Source organism: Roseimicrobium gellanilyticum (assembly GCF_003315205.1).
GTDB classification, from domain to species: domain Bacteria; phylum Verrucomicrobiota; class Verrucomicrobiia; order Verrucomicrobiales; family Verrucomicrobiaceae; genus Roseimicrobium; species Roseimicrobium gellanilyticum.
The window spans coordinates 214,277-238,772 of record NZ_QNRR01000011.1 but is presented as its reverse complement, the minus strand read 5'-3'; the positions used below and the strand labels follow the sequence as shown (position 1 = coordinate 238,772).

Sequence of the window (24,496 nt, the reverse complement as noted above, 5' to 3'; positions counted from 1 at the left end):
ACCAGTCGCTTGCGCAGATCCAGACTGAAGCTCTTCATGAGCTACACTCTACCATCCTCCTCAATATGCGACAAATTAAATAGAAAATGCTCTAGAACGGCGGCGGTCCAAAGGGTGGGGGAGCTTCACCGTCACGGGAGGGTGGCGGAAAGGGAGGGGGGCCTTGGGGACGGTTTCGGCCACGCGGGCCTTGTCCCTGGCCTCCACCCTGGCCCTGCCCACCTCTGGGCATCTGGCCTTGACCTTGGCCACCAGGTCCGGCACCACCGCCTTGGCCGCCTCGGGGACCACGACCACCCTGCTTGTAGAAGCTGGGGTCGGGCGTGCCTTTCCAGTAACGGCTGATCCAGGGGAACTCGTCCGTGATGACGTAGTAGTAGGTGCCCTGCGGGTACTCAGGGGTCACGCCGTTGCGTCCGTTGGCTTCATCGAGGTCGCCAGACCCCTGCACATATTTGAAGTCGGAAGTGAAGCGGCCATCGGGCGTGCCCCCCGGACCGCCATCGCGGCTACCGTCCTTGAGCTGGTAGCTCGACTTCATCTTCTTCAGCGGTGAGCTGGCGTCATCGGCCTTCTCGTGGGCATAGGCGGAGTAGATGGGAAAACCATCCGCGGCCCAGCCGATGAGGCGCATGGCCTTGCCGTCACCACCGAGGTTTTTGATCAATCCGGTGGGGAGCGCGTGGTAGTGGTAGGCGCCGCTGGGTTGCACGTGGGCATTGTGCTGGTCGATTCCCAGATTGATGAAGCCGCCGAGGGCTTCGTAGGTCCACTGGGGATTGCCATTCCAGAACTCGGCTGTTCCGGGCTCAAAGGTGACGCCGTTGACCGCCACGCCAAACCATGCACCGCGAGCCGGGGTGAGCTGGCCGGAGTCCTGTGGCTTGGTCGTCATGCGGAACTCATTGGCCTGTGGTGAGAGGCTGTGCGGATTGCCGCGATTGGGAAATTGCCCCGGACGGTGATCCGGCATGCCATTGCTACGCACGATGCGGGTATCGCCCTCCACCGTGGTGGTCACCTGACTGGTGCTCACTGTCGCCGAGGATTTCGCCGCGACAGCGAATGAGGCAAAGACGAAGCTGCCCGTGTCATTTCCCTCCCCTTCATGGCCGGGGTGGGCATGGGTGATGCTGACAGGGATGACGGCGACGGCGCACGCCACTACGAGAAGAGATGAAGTTCTCATGGTGGGAGTGAACCATGGCCCCGTAAAGCGGCGATGAGTCGAGGACCGGAGTTTTGTAAAGATTGTGTTAAGGAAGGCTTGCAGGCCGGGGATTGGGGTGCAGTTAGTGCAACTGTGAGCCAGTCAGAAGTGCGCGAACCACGTCTCCTGCTCGTGGATGATGACCGCGAGCTGTGCGAGCTGCTGCGCGATTATCTTGAGCCGCTGGGCTATGATGTGCAGGCGGTACACACTGGACCAGACGGCGTGGCGCGTGCGACTTCCGAAGAGTGGCACGCGGTAATCCTCGATGTGATGCTGCCGGGGATGGACGGCTTTGAGGTGCTGAAAGGCATCCGCAAGGCAAGCATGGTCCCGGTGCTGATGCTGACCTCGCGAGGTGATGAGATGGACCGCATCGTAGGTCTCGAGGTCGGTGCGGACGACTATCTTCCGAAGACATTCTCCATGCGGGAGTTGCTGGCGAGATTGCGGGCCGTGACGCGCAGAGCCACGATGCACACCGCCCAACCGGGCGGGACTGCACAGGATGACGAAGTGCAGCCAGAGGTTGTGGTGGGCCCTTTGCGGGTGAATCCCAACAACCGCGTGGCGCTGCTGGCAGACAAGCCACTGTCGCTTACTCCGGTGGAGTTTGATATTCTGCACTCGCTGGCCCGCGCTCGCGGCAGGGTGAAGACGCGCGAGCAATTGCTGGACGAGATTCGCGATCGCGAGTGGGAGGTGTTCGACCGCAGTGTGGATGTACACATTGCCGCGCTCAGAAAAAAACTTGGGGATGACGCGCGACAGCCGCGGTTCATCCGCACCTTGCGTTCGGCGGGTTACATGCTGGTAGATCCGGAGTCGCCGTGAAGTATGGGCGATGCCGCCGCCGGATCAGCGCTCCGGGCCATCATGCGTGCCGCATGTTATGGTCCAGCCTCTTGATGTGGTATGATGGGAAATGATGGATCATCGTGGAAGGGGCGGACTCCAATGCGGTCAGGCCAGATCCGCAGGAGGGTGGAGCCGGTGGATTCCTGATTCAGAATGCGAATGCCATGTGAGGTGCAGTATTCCAGGGTCTGGAGCGGGAGTTTCGGTTCCGCGGGAAAGGTGTCGCTGGAGGTGATGATGAGCTGGGGGCGCACAGCATCGAGGAACTCCGGCAGGAGGGCGAAGTCAGAGGCGTGTTGGTTGCGGATGAGGATGGAGCACTGCAGGTCCTCAGGCTTGGTGGTTTCCAGGATCTTCTTTTCTGCGATGAAGCCAGCGTCATTGCACCACAGGATGCGATGCGGTCCCACCTCGATCCGAAGGACCAGGGTGCGATCATCCGCGCGGCGTGGCCAGACATCGTCGGTAGGGAAGAGCACCCGTGCCTTCACCGCAGAACCATCGCTGAAGCTTCCCAGAGCAATGGAATCTCCCCACTGAAGCGCCTGGCCCTGTAGCCCTGCCTTGTGCAGCTGGCGCATGGTGCCAAGGCCAGGGTCCCAGCGCCACGGTTCACGTGCAGAGAGAAATACAGCCGGGGAGCCGAAGTCGCGCTGCACCTTCAAGGCCGCGCCAATGTGGCCTACGTCGTTGTGGCTGAGCACGAGTCCGTGGAGACGGTTCAATCCGAGGTGCTGAAGACAAGGTCGAAGGATGAACGGGTAGTTGCCTTCCCTTCCGCAGTCGAAGAGCCAGTTATGATCTCCGATGCGTATGAGCTGGGCGGCTGCGCCATCAGGAAGACGGAGCACATGCATCTCTGCTGGAGGCTGAGGGCCGAGGGTGGCGTGCGGCACATAGAAATTCCCTCCAGGAACGTCTGCGAAGAACTGGGCTGAATGCAGCGTGCACCAGGCAAACGCAAGATTTGCATTACTCAACAAGACCTGGATCCAGGTGAGGTGCAGGGCACCGGTAATCAGAGTGAGGATGGCCGTGCCCAATACTGCAAACGAGAGCGGAACCAGCAGCATGTTTGCCGCAATCGAAACAGGCGTGACGAGATGGAAGTGATGAAAAATCAGAGGCAGGCTCCCGATCCATGCCGCTGCGGATACCGTGACCAGACCGATGGATTCCCGCCGCACCCGCCAGAGGAGCTTCTGTGTGCCGGTGAGCAGTGGTTTTGGAAGAAACGGATCCGGATCCACCCAGTGATGGAATGGCCTTGGGAACATGGCTGCGAAGATTCCAATGCTGGCAAGGACGCCGAAGGAAAGCTGGAATCCCGCGGCGAAGATCTGATTGGTGTCAAAGACGAGCAGCAACAAGGCAGCGCCTCCCAGAGTGTTGAGCAGGTCGCCGTGTCGATTCAACATCGTGCCCGCGAACACCACGGCCATCATCACCGTGGCACGCACGGCGGAAGGCTTCAGACCCGTCAGAAATGCGTAGCCGAACAGAGCACCGATCAAGAGAAGGCACAGAGCGGTGCGATTGCGCACAAAGGGGCGGAGCAGTGCCAGCAAGATCCCACCAACGATCACCACATGCAGTCCACTGACGGCAAAGACATGCAGGGTACCGCTTTCCCGGAATGGGATCTGCAGATCCCTGGCGTCTGATTGCATGGTGCCAAGGGCCATGGCCAGGATGATGGTCCGCTCGTCAGGGCGATCTTCCAGATCCACGGAGAGAATGTCCGTCACCCATGCGCGGCATCGCTCCGCCGCAGCTACCAATGTGGCGCTGACAGGAAAGCGGTCCTCCTGAAGCAAGGTGACCTCTGTCGCGCGCAGTTGTGCCGTCAATCCACGTCGCAAATCATAGGTGCGCCGGTCAAATTCCCCCGGGTTGTCCGGCCACGGCGGCAGCTGCATCCTGCCGACGATGCGATAGCGTCCTGGCTTGAGAGGGACACGACTTCCGGTGAGCAGGTGCAATCGCGTGGGGCCATCAAAGGATTTTCCAAGGGGCGAACACGTGATGTGATCGGCGATGAAAAGCGCCTCCCATGGCTGCGCTCCAGGAAGATCGCTGCGCAGCGCCCGCTGTACTTCTCCCTCCACCTGCACGTGCATGCTCGCGCCATGATGCGCGAGCATGCCGCGCACAGGATGATCCCGTGTCGACTGGAGGGTCGTGTGGTGCAGCGCAGCGAATGACAATGCCGCGAGCACCAGTGCCCAGCGCAAACGTGCGCTGCGGAGAAGCCACAACGCAAAGACTGCAGCCAGCGCCGGCAAGAACCAGTACTTTCCACCCAGAGGAGGCAGGGCATCCGTCAGACAAATCCCTGCCACTGCCGAAAGTGCGAGCAGCACCAACGGCCGTGCCCGAATCTTCTGAGACCAATCCACGCCGCCCAGCATGAATCAATCAGGCGTGCCCTTGGGAGCTTTGCTTGGCACGCTGGGCCTGGAGCTCTTTGAACTGGAGCTGCTCCACTTCGTTGATCTTATGCTTGGCATTCGCCGCATGACGTGTGCCGGGGAAATTTCCCACGACCTGCTCAAGGATGTCCTTTGCCTCTTCGAGACGGTGCTCGTGCATGTGAATATCCACGATGCGGAACATCAGGAACGCTGCATTGTCTTCCGCCCACTCATGCGACTCGAGGTGCGCCTGAAGATAGGTAAGAGCGCGCTCGGGATCCTTTTGTTTGTCTGAGTAAATCTTTGCGATTTCGGAGACGGGAAATGGGTCGCCGGGCTTTTCCGCAATCGCCTTCTTATACTCATCGATCGCGCCATCGTAGTCGCCGGCCGCCATGCAGGCAGCTGCCCGCATGCTGCTGTCGGCTTTAATCTCTTCACCGGAGGAATACATCATCGTGCCCACGGCATCCCCCAGCTTGGGTAAAATGACCATCACGAAAAAAATCCCGCCACAGATCGCGAGTACGAGCACGGAGACGAGGGGCATGATGGGATTTTTATTCCATTCTTCGCTGCCCCAGTTCCCTGCGACCCAGAGAACGGCGATGACGAACAATCCAACCAAACAAACTTGAGTGAGGAGTCGAGAGTTCATGGGAGAGGAGGCTGTGAGGTGAAGCTGTGCAAAAATTTTATCAAAATGCGACGCGCGATGAAAGTCATAATTGAGAAGAGGTGCGCAAAGGGACGAAGTGACATAAACTTTCATTCATGTGAACGGGTGCACCAAAAAAATACTTGCTTGCAAAGCCGTTCTGGAGTGATTGAATCGTAGCGCCGAGAAGGTTCGTTTTTCAAAAATTCTTGCTGGGATGGATCTTCAAGGTTTAGCGTTCTTTTATCAATATTCAGATAAATTCTAAAAATTATCTTGAACGCAATTGATTTAGGGCGCAGATTTAGGTGAATTGCGGGCATAGCATAGTGGTAATGCTCCAGCCTTCCAAGCTGGTCAGACGGGTTCGATTCCCGTTGCCCGCTCCACCCTCCGGGTAACCGGGGCCTCAATCCCAGCAAGATATGACCACACACCTGCGCTCATCCGTTCTCGCCGTATTGACGGCGGGCCTACTTGGTGGTGCCTCCGCAACAGCGGCACCCACCTGTGACAAAGCCGCTGCGGACGTGCGTGCCGCTGTGGAAGCCGCCCCAAGCCGCGTTCTTATCATTGTTGAGGATGCAATGATCGCAAATGAGGGGTGTGCTTGCGAAATTGTGAAGGCAGCGATTCTGGCATCCAATGCCAATCCTGAATTGTCCCGCCAAATCGCGCTGACGGCCTCCAATGTCGCGCCGAATCTCTCAAAAGTGATTTCCGAATGCGCCCGGAGCGTGGTGGCAGCCAACACCGGTGGTGGCAAGGAAGTGAAACAGGTCATCGCAGTACAGCCAGAGGCGCCGATGGCCACGGGCGGTTCCGATTATGTGCGGGCCCCGGCCGATATTCGCGGTGTCTACCTCATTTCCAACGGCGGCGGTGGCATCGTCATCCAGAAGGATGGCGAATGCGACAAGATCAAGCGGACTCCGCCCAAGGATGGCGAGCCGCAGTCCCCCTCCCAAGCGTGCCCCAAACCCTGATGGGGTGGCGCTTGCCAATTACCCTGGCTGCAAGGCCCTGAACCTTTGCAGCCCCGGGTGGCAGACAAGACAACGCATCGTGCAACAACAGCAGCCCAACCTGACAACACATGAAGCCGTATCTCTTTTTGCTCCTTGCCGGAGCGGCGCTCCTCGCGCGCCCCGCTCACGGTCAGGGGTTGATGGCCTTAGGCCAGCGCGCCGACTATGAGGATAGCGTCCCGCTGACCTTCATCGTGGGAGCGGGTGGTGGCTATGACCGTGTCGACTACAGCGGCACGGATCTTGGCGATTATGATTCATGGTTCGTCAACGGTGCAGTAGGACTTCTCTACGCCAAGAATGACCCGACCACTCCGTGGGATGTGGGTGCGGACTTCGGCGTGATCCAGTACCTGGACGACACCAACCGGGGCGAAGATCTGTACTACAGCGCGCGGGTCTCCTTCAACATCAAACACGAGTTGAGCCGCCGCCTCTGGGTCCAGGACAACGCATACTTCACCTATGACGCGGAACCCGACTTCGGTGTGGGCGCCTCCGCGGGACGCCGTTCCGGTCAGTATGTGTACGGGTACAATAAGCTTTCCGTGGGCTACGCCTGGAGCGAGCGCATCGCCACCACCACCTCGCACACGGTGGAAGGCATCAAGTACACGGATAATGACGAGCTCGGTGAATTCGAGGATCGTCTGACGAATATCTTCAGCCAGGACATCAGCTACGCACTGAGCCGCCGCACGAAGCTGGTGGGCGAGTACCGCTTCCGCATCACGCAGTACGCGAACTCCCCGGCCGGACTCCCCAGCCCAGACTACACCAGCCACTACATCCTCGCGGGTGTGGACAATGCCTGGAGCGAGCGTCTTTCCTCCAGCCTCCGTGTCGGTGCTGAGATTTACGAAAGTGACCGCACCAGCGAGACCGCTCCTTACGCGGAAGGCTCCCTCACTTACGCACTCAGCCGCCGTACCGTGGCCCGCTGGTATGCACAGGTGGGCTATGATGCCGCTGAGCTCGGCGACTACGACTCCCGCTACTCCTACCGCACCGGCGTGACGGCGACGCACCACTTCACTGAAAAGCTCAGCGGCACTGCAGGTCTGCACTATGTGCATAGCGAGTATGAAGGCGGCGCGACCGGCGGAGGGAGCGAGGACGAGATCGATGCCGCGCTCGGCTTGAGCTACAACTTCTGGAACAACCTGAGCCTCGACGCGGGCTACACCTTCACGACGATTTCGTCAGACACGGACTTTGGCGATTACGACCGCCATCGTGTGAATGTGGGGCTGAACGCCACCTTCTAGTTAGAGCTCCTCTCTGATGCCCCGCCCTATGGCGGGGTTTCTTTGGACTCGATTTTATAAAAGTCACGTTTTTCGAGACATTTGATAGTCACGCAACGGATTGCATCCCATGGCCACTCCGAACAACCTCGAGCTTCAGCGCCACGCCCTGGACTACTGGCAGATTATCCGGAATCGTCTGGGACTCATCCTAGCCTCCTTCATTTTCATCTTCGCGGTGGCGGCAGTGCTCACCTACATCATGCCGCGCAAGTTCCGCGGGCGGGTGGAAATGGTGATCGAGCGCAAGCTCGATGACGCGCGTGTGGTCGGGAATGCCAATCTGCAGGATGACAACCTGGCGAGCACCGACAGCTTCCTCAAAACCCAGTTCGAAATCATCACCAAGCGCCGCACCTTGGATCGGGTGGTGGACAAACTGGACTTGCTGGAAAAGTGGAATCTGAAGAGCAAGCAGGCGGCCGCCGGGAAACTCATCGGAAACCTGGACGCCCAGAGCAGCATCAAGAGCGATTTCATCACGCTGGACTACTATGATGAAGATCCTGATCTCGCCGCGCTCATCGCGAATACCATTGCAGACAGCTACAAGGAAACGCGTCTGGAAACGGACAACGCCCGCATCAACAAGGCCATTGAAGGATTGAACATCCAGATTGCTGCGAAGGAACTTCAGGCAAAGCAGTCGATGGAGAGGATGATCCAGCTCAAGAAGGATCTGGATCTCGTCACGCTGCCGACCTCCATGGATGCCAAGGGGGCGCAGGATGATGTGATGACACCGGAGAGCGCCATGCTGCTGGATACCCAGCGGGATGTGGCCACGCTGCAGAAGCAGGTGCGCGACTTGAAGGCGCAACATGACCAGATGATGACGCTTGAAGGCGATGAACTCATCCGGCTCGCTGGTGAGATGAAGGTGGAAAATGAAACCATCCGCCGCATGGGACCGACGTACCAGGAGCTTCTGCTCAAACAGCAGAGCCTGGCGACAGCCGGTCTTGGAAGGAAGCACCCCACGATGCGCGGCATAGCCGGATCACTGGAACAGACTCGCGCGCTTCTTCTGGAGGCCGCCCAGGACTACCGGAAGAATCTCGGCGTGCGCATCACCACCGTGGAGAGGCAGCTCGAAGAAGCGGAAAAGCACAACAAGGACACCCGTGCGAAGTCGCTCGACTCCCAGGCGGGCCATCATGAATACCTCGCCGCGAAACGTGAGTGGGAGACACTGCAGCAGGACACCGCAAAGCTGAAGGATACCAAGGCGCAGAAGGAAATTGAACGCGATGGTTCCAAGACGCCCATCACGGTGTATCAACCGGCGGAACCTGATACCACGCCATCCAAGCCGAACGTGAAGCTCAATCTCCTGCTGGGCGGCATCATCGGTCTGATGTTCGGCTTCGGCATGGCGTTCTTCCTTGAGTACCTGGACACCAGCGTGCGGACCATGGACGATCTGGAGCGGACCCTGAGTGTGCCCGTGCTCGCTGTGGTGCCCAAGGGCGTAGGCACGCTGATGCATGCCACGGGCATCACACCAGATGCCGAGGCGTATCGGATCCTCCGTACAAATCTTGAGTTCAACCGCCGTGATCCGAATGCGAACTGCATCAGCGTGGCGAGTGGCAGCCCTGGGGAAGGGAAGAGCACCACGATGGTGAACCTCGCCACCATCTGCGCGCAAGGCGGCTACAATACACTGATCATCGATGCGGACATGCGTCGTCCGCGCCAGCACACGTTTTTCAACGTGCCGCACACGTTTGGCCTGAGCAACTATCTCTCCAGCAATGTGCCCCTCGAGGAAGTCGTGGTGCAGACCCAGGTGGACCACTTGTATTTCATGCCCAGCGGGGTGATGCCTGCGGACAGCGCCGGCCTTCTGAACTCGCAGAAGTTTGTGGACCTGCTGACAGATGTGAAAAGCCGCTTTGATCTGGTGCTCATCGACTCGCCTCCCATCATTGGCGTGAGTGATGCCAGCGTGCTTGCTGCGGAGGCGGACATGACGATCATCGTCGTGCAGCATCGCAAGCTGCCGCGTCAGATGCTGCAGCGTGTGAAGCAGACCATCGAGCAAGTGGGCGGCAAAGTGGCTGGAGCGGTGCTCAACAATGTGAACATCAATAGCGACGCGACCTACGGCTACTACACCAGCTACTACGGTTACTACAGCGGCGACGGCAAGGGCGATGGCACAATGAAAGCGAAGCGCAAGACCAGGCAGAGCACCCCCGCGAAGGGTGCGAAGGTGAAGTCGCCTCGCGCCAAGGCAGATGAAGTCTTCTGATTCGAGAACGCTCTCCAAGGAACCCTGATGCTCCATTCATCCATGATCCTGAATCTGAAAAAAATCATCGCCTGCTCGACTTTCGTCGTGGTGGCCTGCTTTACCGGTTCCGCTGCTGCCCAGGGAAACGAGTCCGCCCTGCGTGCCGGCGACAGCGTGGTGATCAAAATCTCCGGCGTGCCCGCGGAAGAAATCGTGGTGGTGAACAACAGCTACGACATCTCTGACAATGGCACCATCAACCTGCCCTACATCGGCCAGGTGAAGGCCTCCGGCATGCGCCCTTCCACGTTGCAGCAGAACATCCAGTCCGCCTACAAATCCGCCGAGATCTACACCAATCCCACCATCCAGGTGACGCCGAACCGCGATGCGAATACCCAGGTGGTTTTCGTGAGCGGGGAGGTGAAAACCCCGGGCAAAATCCCCATGTCACCGGGTATGACGGTGCACGGCGCCATCGTGGCGGCGGGCGACCTGACGGAATTTGCCAAGGCCAAGGCCGTGCGCCTGTTGCGCAATGGCAAGGCCGTGGAAATCGACCTGCGACGGGTGGACAGCCCGGCCGCCCAGACGCCCGTGCAGCCGGGGGACACCATTCACGTGCCCCAATAGAGCATCCGCAGGCAAGGAATTGCATTGGCCGGGGAGTGGCCTACCTTCCGGCATGCCCGAAGGTCAGGAAAAGAAGCACACGAACGCGCTGGCGAAGGAGACATCGCCTTATCTGCTCCAGCATGCCCACAATCCGGTGGATTGGCTGCCGTGGGGCGAGGCGGCGTTTGAGCGTGCGCGGAAGGAAGAGAAGCCCATCTTTCTGAGCATCGGCTACTCCACCTGCCACTGGTGCCATGTGATGGAACGCGAGTCCTTCGAGAGCGAGGAGATCGCGGCCGTGCTCAATGAGCAGTTCATCTGTGTGAAGGTGGACCGTGAGGAGCGTCCGGACGTGGACCTCACCTACATGACCTATGCCCAGGCGGTGAATGGCGGGGGCGGCTGGCCTTTGAGTGTGTGGCTCACTCCTGAGCTGAAGCCCTTCTTCGCGGGCACCTATTTCCCGCCGGAGGATCGCGCCGGCCGCATGGGGTTCAAATCACTCTGCCTCAAGATTGCTGAGGTATGGAAAGATGAGCGTGAAGGCGTGCTGGAGCGCAGCGCTGTCTCCATGCAGAAGCTGCAGGAACATCTCGATGACGAGCAGCGTCATCATGAGGCCGCGTTTGATGAAGTGGCAAAGAAGCTCTATGACGACATCGCAGGCTCCTTTGACTATCACGAGGGCGGCTTCAGCGGCGCACCGAAGTTTCCGCGCCCTTCCACCTTGCTGGTGTTGTGGCGTCTGAAGGAGTATCTCGACTCCAAGAAGGAGGAGAGCGATGCAAGCTGGGCCGGGGCGATGGCAAAGACCACGCTGACCCACATGGCCAAGGGGGGCATGCATGACCAGCTTGGTGGTGGCTTCCACCGCTACAGCGTGGATGGCTACTGGCACATCCCGCACTATGAGAAGATGCTCTACGACCAGGGGCAGCTCCTCACCGCGTACCTTGAGGGGTATCAGCATCTTGGGATGGGCTACTTCGTGGAAGTGGCGAAGGGTATCATCACCTACTGCAATCGCGAACTGCGTCATCCCGAGGGTGGTTATTACTCCGCTGAAGATGCGGACAGCTACATCGACGACACGCGCACGGAGAAGCGCGAAGGTTTCTTCTATGTCTGGAAGGCCGCCGAGATCGACGAACGGCTGGGCAAGGAGGAAGGAAGCATCTTCCGCTATGCTTTCGGTGCTCGTCGCGATGGCAATGCGCGCCCGGAAAGCGATCCGCACGGTGAGCTCACGGGAACAAACACGCTCTTCCGAGCTTACACCGTGAAGAAGACGGCGGAATTCTTCAAGCTGGAGCCGGAGAAGGTGGAAGACATCATCACGCGTGGCATCAAGGTGCTGCTGGAATCACGCGGCAAACGCCAGCACCCCCATCTCGATGACAAGGTGCTCACCGCATGGAACGGCCTCATGATCTCCGGTCTCGCAAAGGCCTCGAACGTGCTCGGCGACAAGGCACACCTGGAGTCCGCGAAGAAGTGTGCGCAGTTCATCTACGACAAGCTCTCCAACAACGGTCGCGAACTGCGCCGGAGCTGGCGGGAAGGCAGCTCCACCGTCCCGGCATTCGCCCCAGACTACGCCATGCTCATCCAGGGCCTGCTGGACCTGTATGAGGCCAGCTTTGAAATCAAATGGCTGAAGTGGGCGACGACCTTGCAGGATGAGTTCGAGGCGAAATGCGGCGACCCCGAGAAGGGTGGTTATTTCAGCGTGAGCAAGACCATCCCGAACTCCGTGCTCCAGGTGAAGGAGGACTACGACAGCGCCGAGCCTTCACCCAACAGCGTGGCCGCGCTCAATCTCCTCCGCCTCGGCAAGATGCTGGCGGATGATACCTGCCGCACGTCGGCGGAGAAGATCCTGAAGCTCTTCGGCCACAGCCTTTCCAAGTCACCCTTCAGCGTGCCCGTCATGGTGTCCGCTCTGGATTTCATGCAGCACGGTGAAATGGAAATCGTGCTCGCCGGTACTCCCGGCGACGCAGGCTTTGATGCCCTCGCCGCCGAAGTGCGCAAACGCTACCTGCCCCACGCCGTCATCCTCCATGCCGATGGTGGCGAAGGTCAGCAGTTCCTCTCCATGAAGAACGAAGCTCTCGGCGCGATGAAGCCCGTGGGTGGCAAGGCCGCCGTCTACGTCTGCCGCAACCGCGCCTGCCAGGCACCGGTGACCACGGTGGAGGCGTTGATGAAGGTGCTGGAGCCGAAGGCGGAAGCGTAGTCGTGACCTGCGCGACAGATTTGATGTTGTGACGCGAAGCGTCCTTGGAGTGCGTGCAGCCCTGCTGCCGCTTTTCTAAAGTGCAGCCTGCTGCACGACCCACCGCGACGCAGTCGCCAACTTTTCCGGACGCGTAGCGCCACGAGCGAGTATCAGCATCGTCACAGCAGGCTGTGGACTCTGGAAAGCGGCAGCAGGGCTGCGCGCACTCCAAGGCCTTCGGCATCGCTTCTTTATCAATGCGCTTACGTTCTAGCGCGCTCAGCGCCGCCGCGACAACTTTGTGAACCTGGCAAGCAGGGGTGGAGCAGCAACATCCTCGCCTCATGATACCGTGAAAAAACCTCAAGGGGGGAAGCTTGACGGAGGCCGTTGATTCCGGTCAGACTGACCCATACATGAGCGAAGATTCCCATCCCGATTTTTCCCTTTTGCGGGAGGAAGTAAAGGCACTGCGGCTGATGACGATGCTGATCGTCATGTTTGTGCTGGTTGCACTGATGTTTGGGAACTTGCTGGCGGTGTTCCAAGTTCCCAAAATGGTGAAAGTCTTCGAGGAGATGCTCGGGGATCTGAGGAAGCTGCCCACGTTGACCCATTGGGTCATCTCTTACAGCAGGTTGGGCGGGTGGATGTTGCCTTATGCCCTGATGATTGTCGTGCCTGTTTCGACCTGCGTGACCTATGTGCTGTTTCGCAAGACGCTTTGGGCCCAGGTGTTCGCGGCCTTGGTCATTCTCTTTCTCATCTTCCACTGGGTCATCGTTGCATTAGCTATTCAGAGCCCCCTACTGCAAATCATGCAAGGAATCAATCAGAGGGGCTGAAAGGAGTTCGCCCCAACCGGACCATCCACCACTTGCAAATCGCTCCCACTGCCCCGACCTTGCCCGCCCCCATGGCACTACCGGCAGCGAAAGGCGGCGTGCGCGCCTTGATTTTTGATTTCGACGGGCTGATCCTCGATACCGAGGTGGCTATCTATGATGCGTGGCGGGAGATGTACGCGGCGCATGGATTTCCGCTGACCCTTGAGACTTGGGCGCAGTGCGTGGGCAGTGACTTCGGCCACTATGATCCGCAGGTGGAGCTGGAGCAGTTCGTGGGGCGTACCCTCGATTGGCCGGCTCTGACGGATACCCGTCGCAAGCGGGTGAACGAGATCCTGGCGGACAAGCAGCCCATGCCCGGCGTGCGTGATCGCCTGCGCGAGGCTCAGGAGCACGGCCTCGTCTGTGCCGTGGCCAGTAGCTCCAGCCACCGCTGGGTGGATGGCTGGATTGACCGGCTGGATTTGCGGCCCTTCTTCAGCCACGTGAGTTGTCTGGAGGATACGGGCAAGGCCAAGCCCGACCCGAGCCTCTTTCTGCACGCGGCAGCGGCCCTCAACGTGGAGCCTGCGGAAGCGATTGTGCTGGAGGATTCGCTCAATGGCATGCGTGCCGCCCATGCCGCCGGCATGCGCTGCATCGTCGTGCCCTGTGAGGTGACGAAGCACCTCGCCTTTGACGGGGCGTGGAAGCATCATCGCTCGCTGGAGGAGTTCACGGTGCCGGACCTGTTTGTCTGAGGGGCGTGGAACGGCGGTTGCATTCGTCCGCCTCCCGTTCACACTGCGCCGCCCCCAAGGTGCCCTTTTCTGCGTGACGAAAAACTTCAGCCTCTACCTTGCGCTCCGCTACCTGCGGCCGAAGCGGACCTTTGTGTCCGTCATCACGGTGATTTCCATTCTGGGCGTGAGCCTCGGGGTGGCATTGCTCATTGTGGTGATTGCCGTCATGGCCGGGTTCCACGCGCAAATGAAGGAGCTGGCGGCGGGCTACGAGACGCACATCGAGGCTGCGGATCGGTACGGCACTTCGATGCTGGATTCCAAGCAGCGCCCGAAGGATGCGGAAGACAAGCCCTGGCGTGAGATTCTGGAACAGATCAAGAAGACCCCCGGTGTCGTCAGTGCCACGCCCATGGTGCGCGGCCTGCTGCTGGTGGAGTCCGAGTCCGGCACCTCCATCACCGCCATGTGGGGCCTGAGCAATGAGGACGGCAATCGTCTTGCCGAAAAGCATGCTCAGTTCATGCGAAAGAAGGAGGAAGGAGGTGGCTCCATGGATCTCTCGGGCAGCAGCATTGTGCTGGATCATAGGCTGGCCGATCCCTGGGGACTTAAAGTGGGTGACACCATCACGGCGTATGCGCCTTCCAATCTCAAGGAGGTGATGAATCTGAGCCGCCAGATCGATGACCTGCCCGAGGACCAGAAGAAGGCCGCGTACGAGAAACTGAAGGAACTGACCCTGCCCGAAGAGTTGACCATCACCGGCATCATCGAGCCGCCGCAGTTTCAAGATTCCAGCAAGGTACCGCTGGCCATTGTGTCCCTCGTAGTGGCACAGGAAGCTCGCGACCTCGGCGACGGCATTTCAAGCATCGGCATCGAGTTGAGCGATCCCTACCAGGCGGCGGTGATTCGAAACCAGTTGCTGGAGTCCAAAGTCATCCCTCCCAGTTGGGATGCCTACACCTGGACGGAGGCGCATCAGGCGCTCTTCAGCGCGGTGCAGACGGAACTCTTGATGATGTACGTGATTCTCTTCTTCATCATGATTGTGGCCGCGTTCTGCGTGATGAATACGATGATCACCGTGACCGTGCAGAAGCGCCGCGAGATCGGCATCGTGGCCGCACTGGGCTCGCGTGTGGGGCAGACCATGTCTGTCTTCATCATCCAGGGGATGATTGTAGGAGCCGCAGGCGCCGTGCTCGGCCTGGGGCTGGGCATCCTGATCGCCAGCAACATCAATACGATCAAGAACGGACTCGGGAAGATGCTGGGCATGGACATGTTCAATCCGGACATCTATGGCCTCATCGACCTGCCTGCCAAAGTCCTTCCGAATGATGTGGCTTTCATCTGTGGCAGCGCCTTCCTCCTCAGCTCCCTGGCCTCCGTCATTCCCGCTTGGCTCGCCGCCAAGGTCGAGCCTGCGCAGGCATTGCGGGATTGAGCTCTGTCGATACGCTTTCCAGTGGTCGATTCCCCTTGCACGCCGGGGCGAACCGGGTAATTTGGCCCTCCTTTTTCCCAATTGCCGCGTGGTGTAACGGTAGCACAAGAGATTTTGGTTCTCTTTGTTAAGGTTCGAATCCTTACGCGGTAGCCACTTTGAAGCCGAGAGAGGCATCGAGTGGCGGGGCGTCCTCGCAGCATGGGCGACGCGTGGCTTGGAGGCTCGTGACCGAGCCAGCGTCTTTGCGAGGAACAAAAAATGTCCACTAACGAGAATTTGTCTCATTAAGCCCATCTTTTGGGTTGCTGTTGAGATGTTGTCGCAATAAAGGTGGCTCTTCTCGGAACTCCGTGCTCAAGAGTTCTGCCCCTAAAAGACTCAACATCAATCCACGATGACGCGACTCGTTTGAGTCGCGCGCTGTATTCCTGACCCGGTGCGGAGGTGTTCGCTGTTTTCTTCAGAGAGACATTCCGACTTCATTTTCCTGGTGATTTCCTTCCTTCGTCAGCACTTCCTCGTCTTTTGCGGTTTCCTGTTGGGCTTGGAGTGCCTGCACGCGGAGACCCCGAGCGTCAGAACGCTTGAGTTGAAAGACGGGCTGACGCCACCAGAGCTTGATGGTGTATTGAGCGATCCTTGCTGGGAAAAGGCGGAGACCGTCAGCGCCTTCACCCAAGTCTTCCCCAAGGAAGGTGCGATACCCAGCGAGGGGACGGTAGTGAAATTTGCCCACGATGGACGCTATTTGTATGTGGCCATCCGCTGCCACGATAGGGAACCCGATCGCATCACCGCGCGGGACCTGCAGCGTGACTCCTTCGAGGAAGAGTCCTTCCCTGCGGACGACCATGTGCAGGTGGCTCTGGATCCGTTCGGTCGGGAGCGTGACGGATTTCTCTTCGCCGTCAATCCACTCGGGGCCATGACCGACGGCCGCATCGAGCACGGCGGTTCCACAGCGAAGGAGTGGGATGGCATTTGGGATGCACGCGCGCAGCGCGATGCGGAGGGATGGACCGCAGAGCTTCGCATCCCCTTCAGCACGCTCAGCTTTGATCCGGCAAAGGATTCGTGGGGCGTGAATGTGCAGCGTGTGATCCGCAGGAAAGAGGAGATGATCCGCTGGACCCAGCCTTCGCAGTCACGCGAAGGCGACTGGCTGGATGACATTGCACGGATCGAGGGCATGAGCGGGCTCAATCAGGGACTGGGTATTGAGCTGAAGCCGTATACCGTGTTCCGCCATCTCGATGAAGTAGATGGTGAGGGCTCCACGGAACTGCGCGCCGGCTTCGATGCGAACTGGCTCATCACACCCGCGCTCACCGCCACGCTCACCGTGAATACCGACTTCGCCGAGGCAGAGGTGGACGACCGGCAAATCAATCTCACACGCTTCCCGCTGTTCTTCCCTGAGAAGCGCGACTTCTTCCTGCGAGATGCGCCGTACTTTAGCTTCCCGTACGGCACCGCGCTGATGATGCCCTTCTTCTCGCGTACCATCGGGCGTAGTGCGGAGGGGGAACCGGTGGATATTCTCGTGGGTGCGAAGTTCACGGGACGCGCCGGGCCATACACCATCGGCATACTGGATGTGCAGCAGGACTCGCACGATGGCATCGACGAGAAGAATCTCCTCGTGGCGCGCGTGACACGCGAACTCGCTGCGGATCACACCTTGGGCGCCATCATCACGCATGGTGATCCGTACTCAAACGGCGACAACACAGTGCTGGGTCTCGACTACCAATGGCGTACGTCCACCTTCATGGGGGACAAGAACTTCGACCTGCAGGCGTGGCTCATTGGAAGCGACACCACGGACATGGGCACGGGTACCACCTTTGGCGGCACGTTTGGCTACACGAATCAGCCTTGGTATCTCTATGGCATCTTCGCGCAGATTGATGGGGGATTTTATCCTGCCATGGGCTACCTCGCGCGACAAGGTGTGCGGGAGTACTACTTCGTCGCCACCTACCAGTGGCAGATCAACAGAGGCGGTCTGCGCACCTTCGAGCTGGAGGTGCTGCCCATCATCATCACCCGTCTGGATGGGGAGATCGAGACAGCGGATATCTCATTGCCTGGCTTGGAATGGGGCTGGGACAGTGGCGCAGAATTGTCCGTCTGGCTTAGTTTGAAGGAGGAGCAATTTTTCGAGCCCTTCGAGATTCAACCCGGCGTGGTGGTGCCTGTGGGCGATTACAAGTTCCAAAGTGTGCAGATGGAATACGAAGGCGCTCCCTCACGCGTAATCGCGCCAAACATGGGCATGGAAATCGGCGAATTCTTGAATGGAGACATCATCGCATGGAACGTGGGCTTGGAGTATCGCCCCTCCCCGTATCTCCATCTTGGTCTCTCCTATGCCGAGCAGGCCGTCGATCTTCCGCAGGGAGAATTCACCACACGCCTCGCTTCCGTGAATCTCAATCTGGCCTTCTCTCCACGTCTTTCGTGGAACACCCTCGCCCAGTATGACAACGAATCGGACAGCTTCGGAGTCAACAGCCGCATCCGCTGGACCGTGCGCCCCGGCACGGACGTGTACCTCGTGCTGAACCAGGGCTATGTCGTGGAAGAGCGCAACCGCCTGCGCCGTGTGGGCTCGGAGGCCGCATTGAAGGCAGGCGTGACGTGGCGGTTCTGATCGAAAGGCGCGTGTCGCCTATTCTAGCAGGCCGAACATGATCTTTTCCTTCCGGTCCGTCGATGTCTCACCCTGGGTGACAGCCACGTAGAGCTTCCCACCGTATTCAGCAAAGACCGGATACTGAAAAGACTTCGTCGTTTCGAAGCGGTATTTCCTCGTCCACTGCTTTCCATCCTTGGAGACTTCCACATTGAAGACGGAACGGCTTACGTTATCGATGCGTGTGCCTTCCTGCCAGCCGAGGTAGTAGACATCGCCGAACTTATCCAGTGTGGGTTTTGAGCTGGCGCCATTGGTCACAAAGGGCCGCTCCTCATTCACGGTCCACTTCTTGCCATCCACACTGGTGGTGAAAGTATAGTTCCGATTGCCGCCCTCCTGTCGGCAGATCGCCAGCCACGTGCCATCAGGCAGCATATGAGCCGCAGACTCGGAGAGTTTCAGGTCCGTAGGCTCATGGAAGTGTCCCAACACCTCAAAGGTATCCAGCGAGGGATGCACCAGGGCCAGCGCATTCTGGCAGATGGGGTAGTTGTTCAGCGTGACATACGTCCTGCCCCCGACTGTCTTGAAGTTGTCGAAGATATAGAGGCCGAAGTCTTGGGCTGGATGTTTGAAGCCTGCCGCCACCGCGTCCTCATAGAAATGCTGTGGCTGCATGTCATGGGTGCCGCTGGCGGTCTTCAGTTTCACCTTGTCGATGCGATTGCTGAAGCTCATGCGCTCCATGTCGAAGTCCGTGTACCACATCTGGGACTGGCGCTCACCGGGCGACTCGCTGGCGAAGTAGCAGCGCAGCGTGTTCTCGTCCTTTTGAATGATGCGCGGTACAAAGCAGGCGCCAATGGGCAGCGTTTCGTTCTCATAGACCTGCTCCCCCCGGGCGAAGTCGATGATCTTCTCCACCTCCATCGTCTTCAGATTCACGATCGAGAGCGTCACGTACACATAGGGCCACTTGGCCGCCTCTCCGGAGCGCACATCATTGGCCTCGGCCACGATCCAGGCCCGGTCCCTCGCCAGCACCATGCCTGCGTCATGAGCACCCTTCACACGCGGCGCGGTGGTGTTGACCAGCCCCTTCATGACCCGGTCTCCCGCATCTTTGGGGTTCCAGCCGCGTGGCAGGAGGGGAGCTGGACCATCCTGGCCAGAGGCAGCCGGCAGGGTCAAAAGGCAGGCGAGGAGGGATAAGCCCGTGCGAAAGGAGAGGTTCAGCATGAGAGAAATGGGACAGGAAGGAGGTTGTCCGGGAAGGGTACACCGGAACAGCCACTGAAATTGCACGCCGCAGTTGCACACGGCGCGGGATTCGTTATGCTCACCGTCCAGCCGATTGCCGCGTAGTGTAACGGTAGCACGTGGGATTCTGACTCCCCCAGTTAAGGTTCGAATCCTTACGCGGTAGCCACTCTCTGAGAGACAGGGAGTTTTGGCAGCGGTCTGCCCGCTGCCACTTGGCGTAGCGCTTTGAGGCTTCGAGCCCTTCGACTACAGCTTCCACCCCGCCCGATACTCCCGCGTGAGTAGCTTGTTCGCGCCCTCGTCATCCGTTTTCCCGGCGACGTGATCCCACGTGATCTTCTTCCCGGCGCGATAGGCGACGCCTCCGAGGTGATTCGCCACGGTGAGCAGGCCGCTGTAGCTGAAATCACAGGAGGATTTCTTTCCGGCCATGGCGGCTTCGATCCACTCTTTCTGGTGTCCAGGGGAGTCGGGAATGAAGGGCTTGGGTGGGGTGAATCCCTTGAACTTCTCCTCGGGCATGAGGGTGTGCTTGCCGTAGTCGGCGAAGAGCATGCCTTTCTCGCCGATGAAGAGCACGCCGTTTTTCACGGAGTTGGGAAGGATGCCGTCCTTGATGGGCTTGGGCACGGCGGTGCCTTGGTACCAGTGCATGGTCACGGGGGCGAGGTCGCCTCGCTTTCCGTAGGTCCAGGTGGCGGTCATGTTCGCGGGAGCGATCTCCTTGTGCGGAGGCGGGCCGCTGGCCTCGATGATTTTCGGATGGTCGAGCTTCAGCGCCCAGAAGGGCAGATCATTCCAGTGGCTGCCCAGGTCACTCATGGTGCCATTGGCGAAGTCCCAATACCGGTACCAGCGCGGGCCGGGCAGGTAGATGTCATGATACTCACGCATTGGTGCCGGCCCGATCCAAAGGTCCCAGTCAATCTGCGGCGGTACCGCGAGGCCCTTCTCCGGCATCTTGTCGATGTAATCGAGAAGGCCGGCTTTCACGAAGAGGTCGTCATTCTTCTCCGCCTCGGCGCGCGTCTGCATGCCCCAGGAGCGGCCCACCCATACGTGGACTTCACCTACCTGGCCGATGGCGCCGCTTTGAATCAACTCCACCACGCGGTGGTAGTTCGCCGTGGCATGCATCTGGGTGCCCATCTGTGTGGTCACATCCGCCTTCTTTGCCTCTTCCATCACCACGCGGGCTTCATGCACATCGCGTGTGAGGGGTTTTTCGCAGTACACATGTTTCTTCGCCCGGAGTGCCGGCAGGATTGCGAAGGCATGCGTGTGCTCCGTGGTGCTCACCACCACAGCATCGAGATCCTCCATCTTCGTGTGCAGCTCACGATAGTCACGGTACTTGCGCGCCTGTGGATGTGCGGCTGACGCGTACTCGAGGTTCTTCTCGTTCACATCGCACAGAGCGACGATGTCGGAAACCTGCGCCACTTCCTTGAGGTTGCTCGCACCGCGACCACCGCTCCCAATGACACCGACCTGCAGCTTCCCATTGGGGGAGCGGCTGGAAACGATGGCCGGGAAACCCAAGACCGAAGCTCCAGTGGCAAGAATGGATTGCTGCAGAAAGCGACGGCGCGAGGAAATGGTGATGCGTGGATTCATGGCAAGGAGGCGTAGGTCGGAGGGAACGGTCCTGTCTCTGAGTTTTGGTCAGCGTTTTTGTGATGAACCTCACTCGATCCGTGCTGTCTGAAAAGACCCGTGACATCCGAGGAAAAACCAGGAAAGCTCACTGCAAGCGTACGATGAGAATCCTGAACATCATTTTTCCCGTCATCGTGTTGGGCTGCGCCCTGGCGCTCGGCGTGTTGGGCGTTCGTTCCTTTTTGAGCGTTGTGGCAGACGAGGGGCTTCATCTGGCGACCCCTGGCTTCACCAAGGTGCAGATCCTCAAGCCCGGTGATTACGTTTTATGGAATCAAGTCAAGACCGTGCAAAATGGCACCTTTCGTACGTTCCCCGACGAGGTGCCCGATGGGACGAAAGTCGAAATCATCCATGAAAAGGATGGGAGCACTGTGCCTTGGAAAGCACGTGTGGGTATGAGGCAGACATCGGGAGTAAGCCGCAAGGTTTCCCTTGGCACCGTGACCTTCACGGAGCCGGGTAACTATGGAATCGCGATTTCCATGCCGCCGGAAGAAGGAAGGTCCTTTTCCATCGAGCCGTCCAAGTTTCCCCAGCCTTTCCTCTCTGCGATCTTTGGTTTGCTGGCAGGGATTTTTCTTGGAATTGGAGCGGTCATTTGGCTCGGCGCGGCGATCATCCTTATGTTTGTGAGGAAAGCCACAGCCGGGCCAAAGGAATCAGTCGCGCCGCCTCAGGGGTGAGCAGCGCATGGGAACGCGTCAGCCAGCGTGCCTTGTGAACTGCCTTCAAGGAATGCGCCTTCCCTGCGCCGCCTCCCAAAGCGCATACCAGTCCTCACGCTCCAGCGTGATCCCCACCGAAGCCGCCGCACTCTGGATGCGCTCGACCTTGTTCGTCCCAAGGATCGGCATGGGCTTGCTGGGATGCGCGAGAATCCAGGCATACGCAAGCTGCTCGAGCGTCGCGCCATTGTAGCGCGGCGCCATCTTCTCTGCGGCGTCCTTGAGACGCACTGCAGCTTCGTTCTTCGGGTCGAAGATGCGACCCTGCGCCATGGGGCTCCAGGCCATGGGGACAATGCCGAGCTGCTCGCACTGGCTGAAGGTGCCATCATAAATCGGCTCCATGTGCAGGAAGTGGTACTCGAGCTGGTTCGTCACCAGCGGCTTCTCCATCTGCGAGTTCAGCAGGCTGAACTGGTGTACATTATAGTTGGATACACCCGTGCTGCGGACCTTGCCGGAGCGCACGAGATCGTTGAGTCCTTTCGCAGTGTCCTCCGCGCGGGTGAGCCAGTCGGGACGGTGCACCAGCAGCAGTTCCACATGATCCGTGCCGAGGAAGCGCAGTGACTTTTCCAAACTCTTCACCATGCGCGCGCCGGTGGCATTGTAGTGCGCGGTGCGGCGCTCGGGGTGGAATTTGTTCGGCACGTAGATGCCGGCCTTGGTCACGATTTCCAGCTTGTCGCGCAGCCCCGGGGTGAGAGCCAGAGCACGGCCAAGGGCTTCTTCCACTTCGTAGCCGCCGTAGATTTCCGCGGTGTCGAGTGTGGTCATGCCGAGCTCCAGGCAGGTCTGGATGCGGCGGTTGAGCTCCTGCGGCGTCGGTGCAGGTTCGTCGATGATGCGCCACGTGCCATACGCGATGCGGGAGAACTCGGGGCTGTGCGGAGCGAGGCGGAGGCGGGGAATCATGGGAGAAGTGTTGAAGGCGGAGTCCAGAGTGCGGAGAGGGAAGTTTCCGTTGAGGGGATTGAAGAGCAGGAGCGAGAGTGCGAGCAAGAGATTTTCAGCGGGCGAAGCCGAGTTCTGTGAAGACGCGCGCGGAAGTCCACCCTTGTTCGCGCAGCGTGCGCAGCGCCCGGGCATTGTCGCGCTTGGCGAGTCGCTTGCCTTCACTGTCCGTCACGAGCCTGTGATGTTTCCATTGCGGCACCGGCAAACCAAGCAGCGCTTGCAGCAGACGGTGCAGATGGGTGGCGGTGAGGAGGTCTTCCCCACGTGTCACCAGCGTGATGTCCTGGGCAGCATCATCCACCACGACAGCGAGGTGATAACTGGTGGGCGTCTCTTTCCGCGCCAGCACCACGTCACCCAGCACCTCGGGTGTCGCTACGAAGGTGCCGTAGGCGAGATCCTCCCACACCAGCTCACGCCCCCCGAGCGCCATCGCTTTCTCAATATCAAGCCGGAGCGCATAGTCCCGCCCGGCGGTTTTGCGCTGCTGCGCCTCCTCCTGGGAAAGACTTCGGCACGTGCCGGGATACAGCGGCCCCTCCGGTCCGTGCGGCGCGGCTCCCGCTCGGGCGATTTCCTCCTGGATTTCCTTCCGCGTGCAGAAACACGGATACAGCAGCCCCATCGCATCGAGCTTGGCCAGCGCATTCCTGTAGTCCTGGAAATGTTCACTTTGCCGGCGCACCGGCTCCTCCCAGGTGAGGCCCAGCCAGCGCAGATCCTCGTAGATGGCCGCTTCGTACTCAGACCGTGAGCGCGTGGTGTCGATATCCTCCAGACGCAGAAGAAATCTTCCCGCTGCGCCAGCCCGGCACGCCTCCGCTGCAGCGAAGAGCGCCGCATACGCATGACCAAGATGTAGCCATCCAGTGGGGGAGGGGGCAAAGCGGGTGGTCACGTCTCGAGGCGGGGTGGTGCGAATCAGTTCTGCGGTTGAAGGTTGAGCGAACGCCCAATCTCGCGCAAAATTCTCGCACTCATACAGTCCCGCCGACCCCACTTTTCAACCCGCAACTTTCCGCCATGCCCATCTACGAGTTCTTCTGCCCGGACAACAACCGCATCTACCAGTTCCTGGCACGCAACAGCGCAGAGGGCGTCCGCACCCCCCGCTGCCCTGACGATCCCAAGTTCCGCATGGAGAAGCGTGTGTCCCGTTTCGCGATGTTGAAAGGGCTGCAGGAAGAGGGCGGGGATGATCCCTTTGCCGGCATGGATGAAACTAAAATGGAGGCCATCATGGCGGAGATGGAACGGGACATGGCGGGCATGGATGAAAACAATCCCGATCCGCGTCAGCTCGGCCACGTGATGAAGAAGATGACCGACCTCATGGGTGACAAGGTGCCGCCGGAGATGCGTGAGCTGGTACGCCGCCTCGAAGCAGGAGAAGATCCCGAGAAGCTGGAGAATGAATTCGGCGATCTCGATGGGGGAACCGGAGAGGGCGGTGAGGGCACCGACCTCTTTGCGCAGACCGTAAAAAAATTCAAAGCCAGCTTCGCCGCTCCCGTGCGCGACCCAAAGCTCTATGAAATGAGCCAGTGGTCGTAGCTGCGTCCCAAAGTATCTTCGGCTTCAGCCGAAATGAAGTCGCTCCAGACGTACCTTCCCCCCTCGGATCCCGACTCGGCCGAAGCCAAAGCTTCGCATTCTCCACCCTACCCGCCCA

19 protein-coding genes and 3 tRNA genes are annotated in these 24,496 nt (G+C 59.5%); 15 read left to right on the top strand and 7 right to left on the bottom strand.

The features are described 5' to 3' along the window. Positions 1-91 precede the first annotated feature (91 nt). On the bottom strand, positions 92-1,189 hold the full coding sequence (locus DES53_RS25355) for a YHYH protein (RefSeq protein ID WP_113961126.1): 1,098 nt from the start codon (positions 1,187-1,189) through the stop codon (positions 92-94). Between the two features lie 129 nt (positions 1,190-1,318). Between DES53_RS25355 and DES53_RS25350 the strand changes: the two genes are divergently transcribed. Further along, positions 1,319-2,044, top strand: a complete 726-nt coding sequence (locus DES53_RS25350; RefSeq protein ID WP_245958260.1) for a response regulator transcription factor — start codon at positions 1,319-1,321, stop codon at positions 2,042-2,044. Positions 2,045-2,100: 56 nt separating this feature from the next. Here the strand turns inward: DES53_RS25350 and DES53_RS25345 are convergent, their stop codons facing one another. After that, a complete protein-coding gene (locus tag DES53_RS25345; RefSeq protein ID WP_211325685.1) occupies positions 2,101-4,467 on the bottom strand; it encodes a ComEC/Rec2 family competence protein in 2,367 nt (788 codons plus the stop codon). Between the two features lie 19 nt (positions 4,468-4,486). Then, entirely contained in the window at positions 4,487-5,140 is a 654-nt protein-coding gene (locus tag DES53_RS25340; protein WP_147263611.1) for a tetratricopeptide repeat protein, read from the bottom strand. A 315-nt stretch (positions 5,141-5,455) separates the two neighbouring features. Between DES53_RS25340 and DES53_RS25335 the strand changes: the two genes are divergently transcribed. The 11 genes from DES53_RS25335 to DES53_RS25285 all read left to right on the top strand — a co-directional run bounded on the left by DES53_RS25335 (position 5,456) and on the right by DES53_RS25285 (position 18,232). Continuing rightward, positions 5,456-5,529 (top strand) — tRNA-Gly (locus DES53_RS25335). Positions 5,530-5,799: 270 nt separating this feature from the next. Beyond that, a complete protein-coding gene (locus tag DES53_RS32585) occupies positions 5,800-6,126 on the top strand; it encodes a hypothetical protein (protein ID WP_147263610.1) in 327 nt (108 codons plus the stop codon). 110 nt (positions 6,127-6,236) lie between these two features. Continuing rightward, complete coding sequence (locus DES53_RS25325) at positions 6,237-7,436, top strand: outer membrane beta-barrel protein (RefSeq protein WP_113961121.1); 1,200 nt, start codon at positions 6,237-6,239, stop codon at positions 7,434-7,436. Between the two features lie 109 nt (positions 7,437-7,545). Further along, the gene (locus DES53_RS25320; protein WP_113961120.1) at positions 7,546-9,732 is read left to right on the top strand and encodes a GumC family protein; all 2,187 of its coding nucleotides are present in this window, start codon (positions 7,546-7,548) and stop codon (positions 9,730-9,732) included. Between the two features lie 42 nt (positions 9,733-9,774). Continuing rightward, complete coding sequence (locus DES53_RS25315) at positions 9,775-10,347, top strand: polysaccharide biosynthesis/export family protein (protein ID WP_170157390.1); 573 nt, start codon at positions 9,775-9,777, stop codon at positions 10,345-10,347. Positions 10,348-10,399: 52 nt separating this feature from the next. Next, complete coding sequence (locus DES53_RS25310) at positions 10,400-12,568, top strand: thioredoxin domain-containing protein (protein WP_113961118.1); 2,169 nt, start codon at positions 10,400-10,402, stop codon at positions 12,566-12,568. A gap of 398 nt (positions 12,569-12,966) precedes the next feature. Continuing rightward, positions 12,967-13,395: a type II secretion system F family protein gene (locus tag DES53_RS25305; protein WP_113961117.1), complete on the top strand. Its 429-nt coding sequence runs from the start codon at positions 12,967-12,969 to the stop codon at positions 13,393-13,395. A 71-nt stretch (positions 13,396-13,466) separates the two neighbouring features. Next, complete coding sequence (locus DES53_RS25300) at positions 13,467-14,138, top strand: HAD family hydrolase (RefSeq protein WP_113961116.1); 672 nt, start codon at positions 13,467-13,469, stop codon at positions 14,136-14,138. A 73-nt stretch (positions 14,139-14,211) separates the two neighbouring features. Next, positions 14,212-15,573 (top strand): ABC transporter permease, encoded by a 1,362-nt coding sequence (locus tag DES53_RS25295; protein WP_170157389.1) that lies wholly within the window; start codon positions 14,212-14,214, stop codon positions 15,571-15,573. 82 nt (positions 15,574-15,655) lie between these two features. After that, positions 15,656-15,729 (top strand) — tRNA-Gln (locus DES53_RS25290). Positions 15,730-16,066: 337 nt separating this feature from the next. Further along, entirely contained in the window at positions 16,067-18,232 is a 2,166-nt protein-coding gene (locus DES53_RS25285) for a carbohydrate binding family 9 domain-containing protein (RefSeq protein WP_170157388.1), read from the top strand. An 18-nt stretch (positions 18,233-18,250) separates the two neighbouring features. Here the strand turns inward: DES53_RS25285 and DES53_RS25280 are convergent, their stop codons facing one another. After that, positions 18,251-19,456 carry a sialidase family protein gene (locus DES53_RS25280; RefSeq protein WP_211325684.1) on the bottom strand — a complete coding sequence of 402 codons (1,206 nt, stop codon included), beginning with the start codon at positions 19,454-19,456 and terminating at the stop codon, positions 18,251-18,253. A gap of 116 nt (positions 19,457-19,572) precedes the next feature. Here DES53_RS25280 and DES53_RS25275 point away from each other — a divergent pair. Further along, a tRNA-Gln gene (locus DES53_RS25275) sits at positions 19,573-19,646 on the top strand. 80 nt (positions 19,647-19,726) lie between these two features. On the opposite strand, the gene DES53_RS25270 is transcribed toward DES53_RS25275, so the two are convergent. Continuing rightward, complete coding sequence (locus DES53_RS25270) at positions 19,727-21,097, bottom strand: Gfo/Idh/MocA family protein (RefSeq protein ID WP_113961113.1); 1,371 nt, start codon at positions 21,095-21,097, stop codon at positions 19,727-19,729. An 80-nt stretch (positions 21,098-21,177) separates the two neighbouring features. Here DES53_RS25270 and DES53_RS25265 point away from each other — a divergent pair, with 80 nt between their 5' ends. Next, positions 21,178-21,825 carry a hypothetical protein gene (locus DES53_RS25265; RefSeq protein WP_170157387.1) on the top strand — a complete coding sequence of 216 codons (648 nt, stop codon included), beginning with the start codon at positions 21,178-21,180 and terminating at the stop codon, positions 21,823-21,825. A 45-nt stretch (positions 21,826-21,870) separates the two neighbouring features. Here the strand turns inward: DES53_RS25265 and DES53_RS25260 are convergent, their stop codons facing one another. Both DES53_RS25260 and gluQRS read right to left on the bottom strand, forming a co-directional pair. Continuing rightward, positions 21,871-22,782 carry an aldo/keto reductase gene (locus DES53_RS25260; RefSeq protein WP_170157386.1) on the bottom strand — a complete coding sequence of 304 codons (912 nt, stop codon included), beginning with the start codon at positions 22,780-22,782 and terminating at the stop codon, positions 21,871-21,873. A 94-nt stretch (positions 22,783-22,876) separates the two neighbouring features. Then, complete coding sequence (gluQRS, locus tag DES53_RS25255; RefSeq protein WP_113961110.1) at positions 22,877-23,722, bottom strand: tRNA glutamyl-Q(34) synthetase GluQRS; 846 nt, start codon at positions 23,720-23,722, stop codon at positions 22,877-22,879. Between the two features lie 125 nt (positions 23,723-23,847). Between gluQRS and DES53_RS25250 the strand changes: the two genes are divergently transcribed. Next, complete coding sequence (locus DES53_RS25250) at positions 23,848-24,378, top strand: cytochrome C (RefSeq protein WP_113961109.1); 531 nt, start codon at positions 23,848-23,850, stop codon at positions 24,376-24,378. The last annotated feature ends 118 nt before the right edge of the window (positions 24,379-24,496 follow it).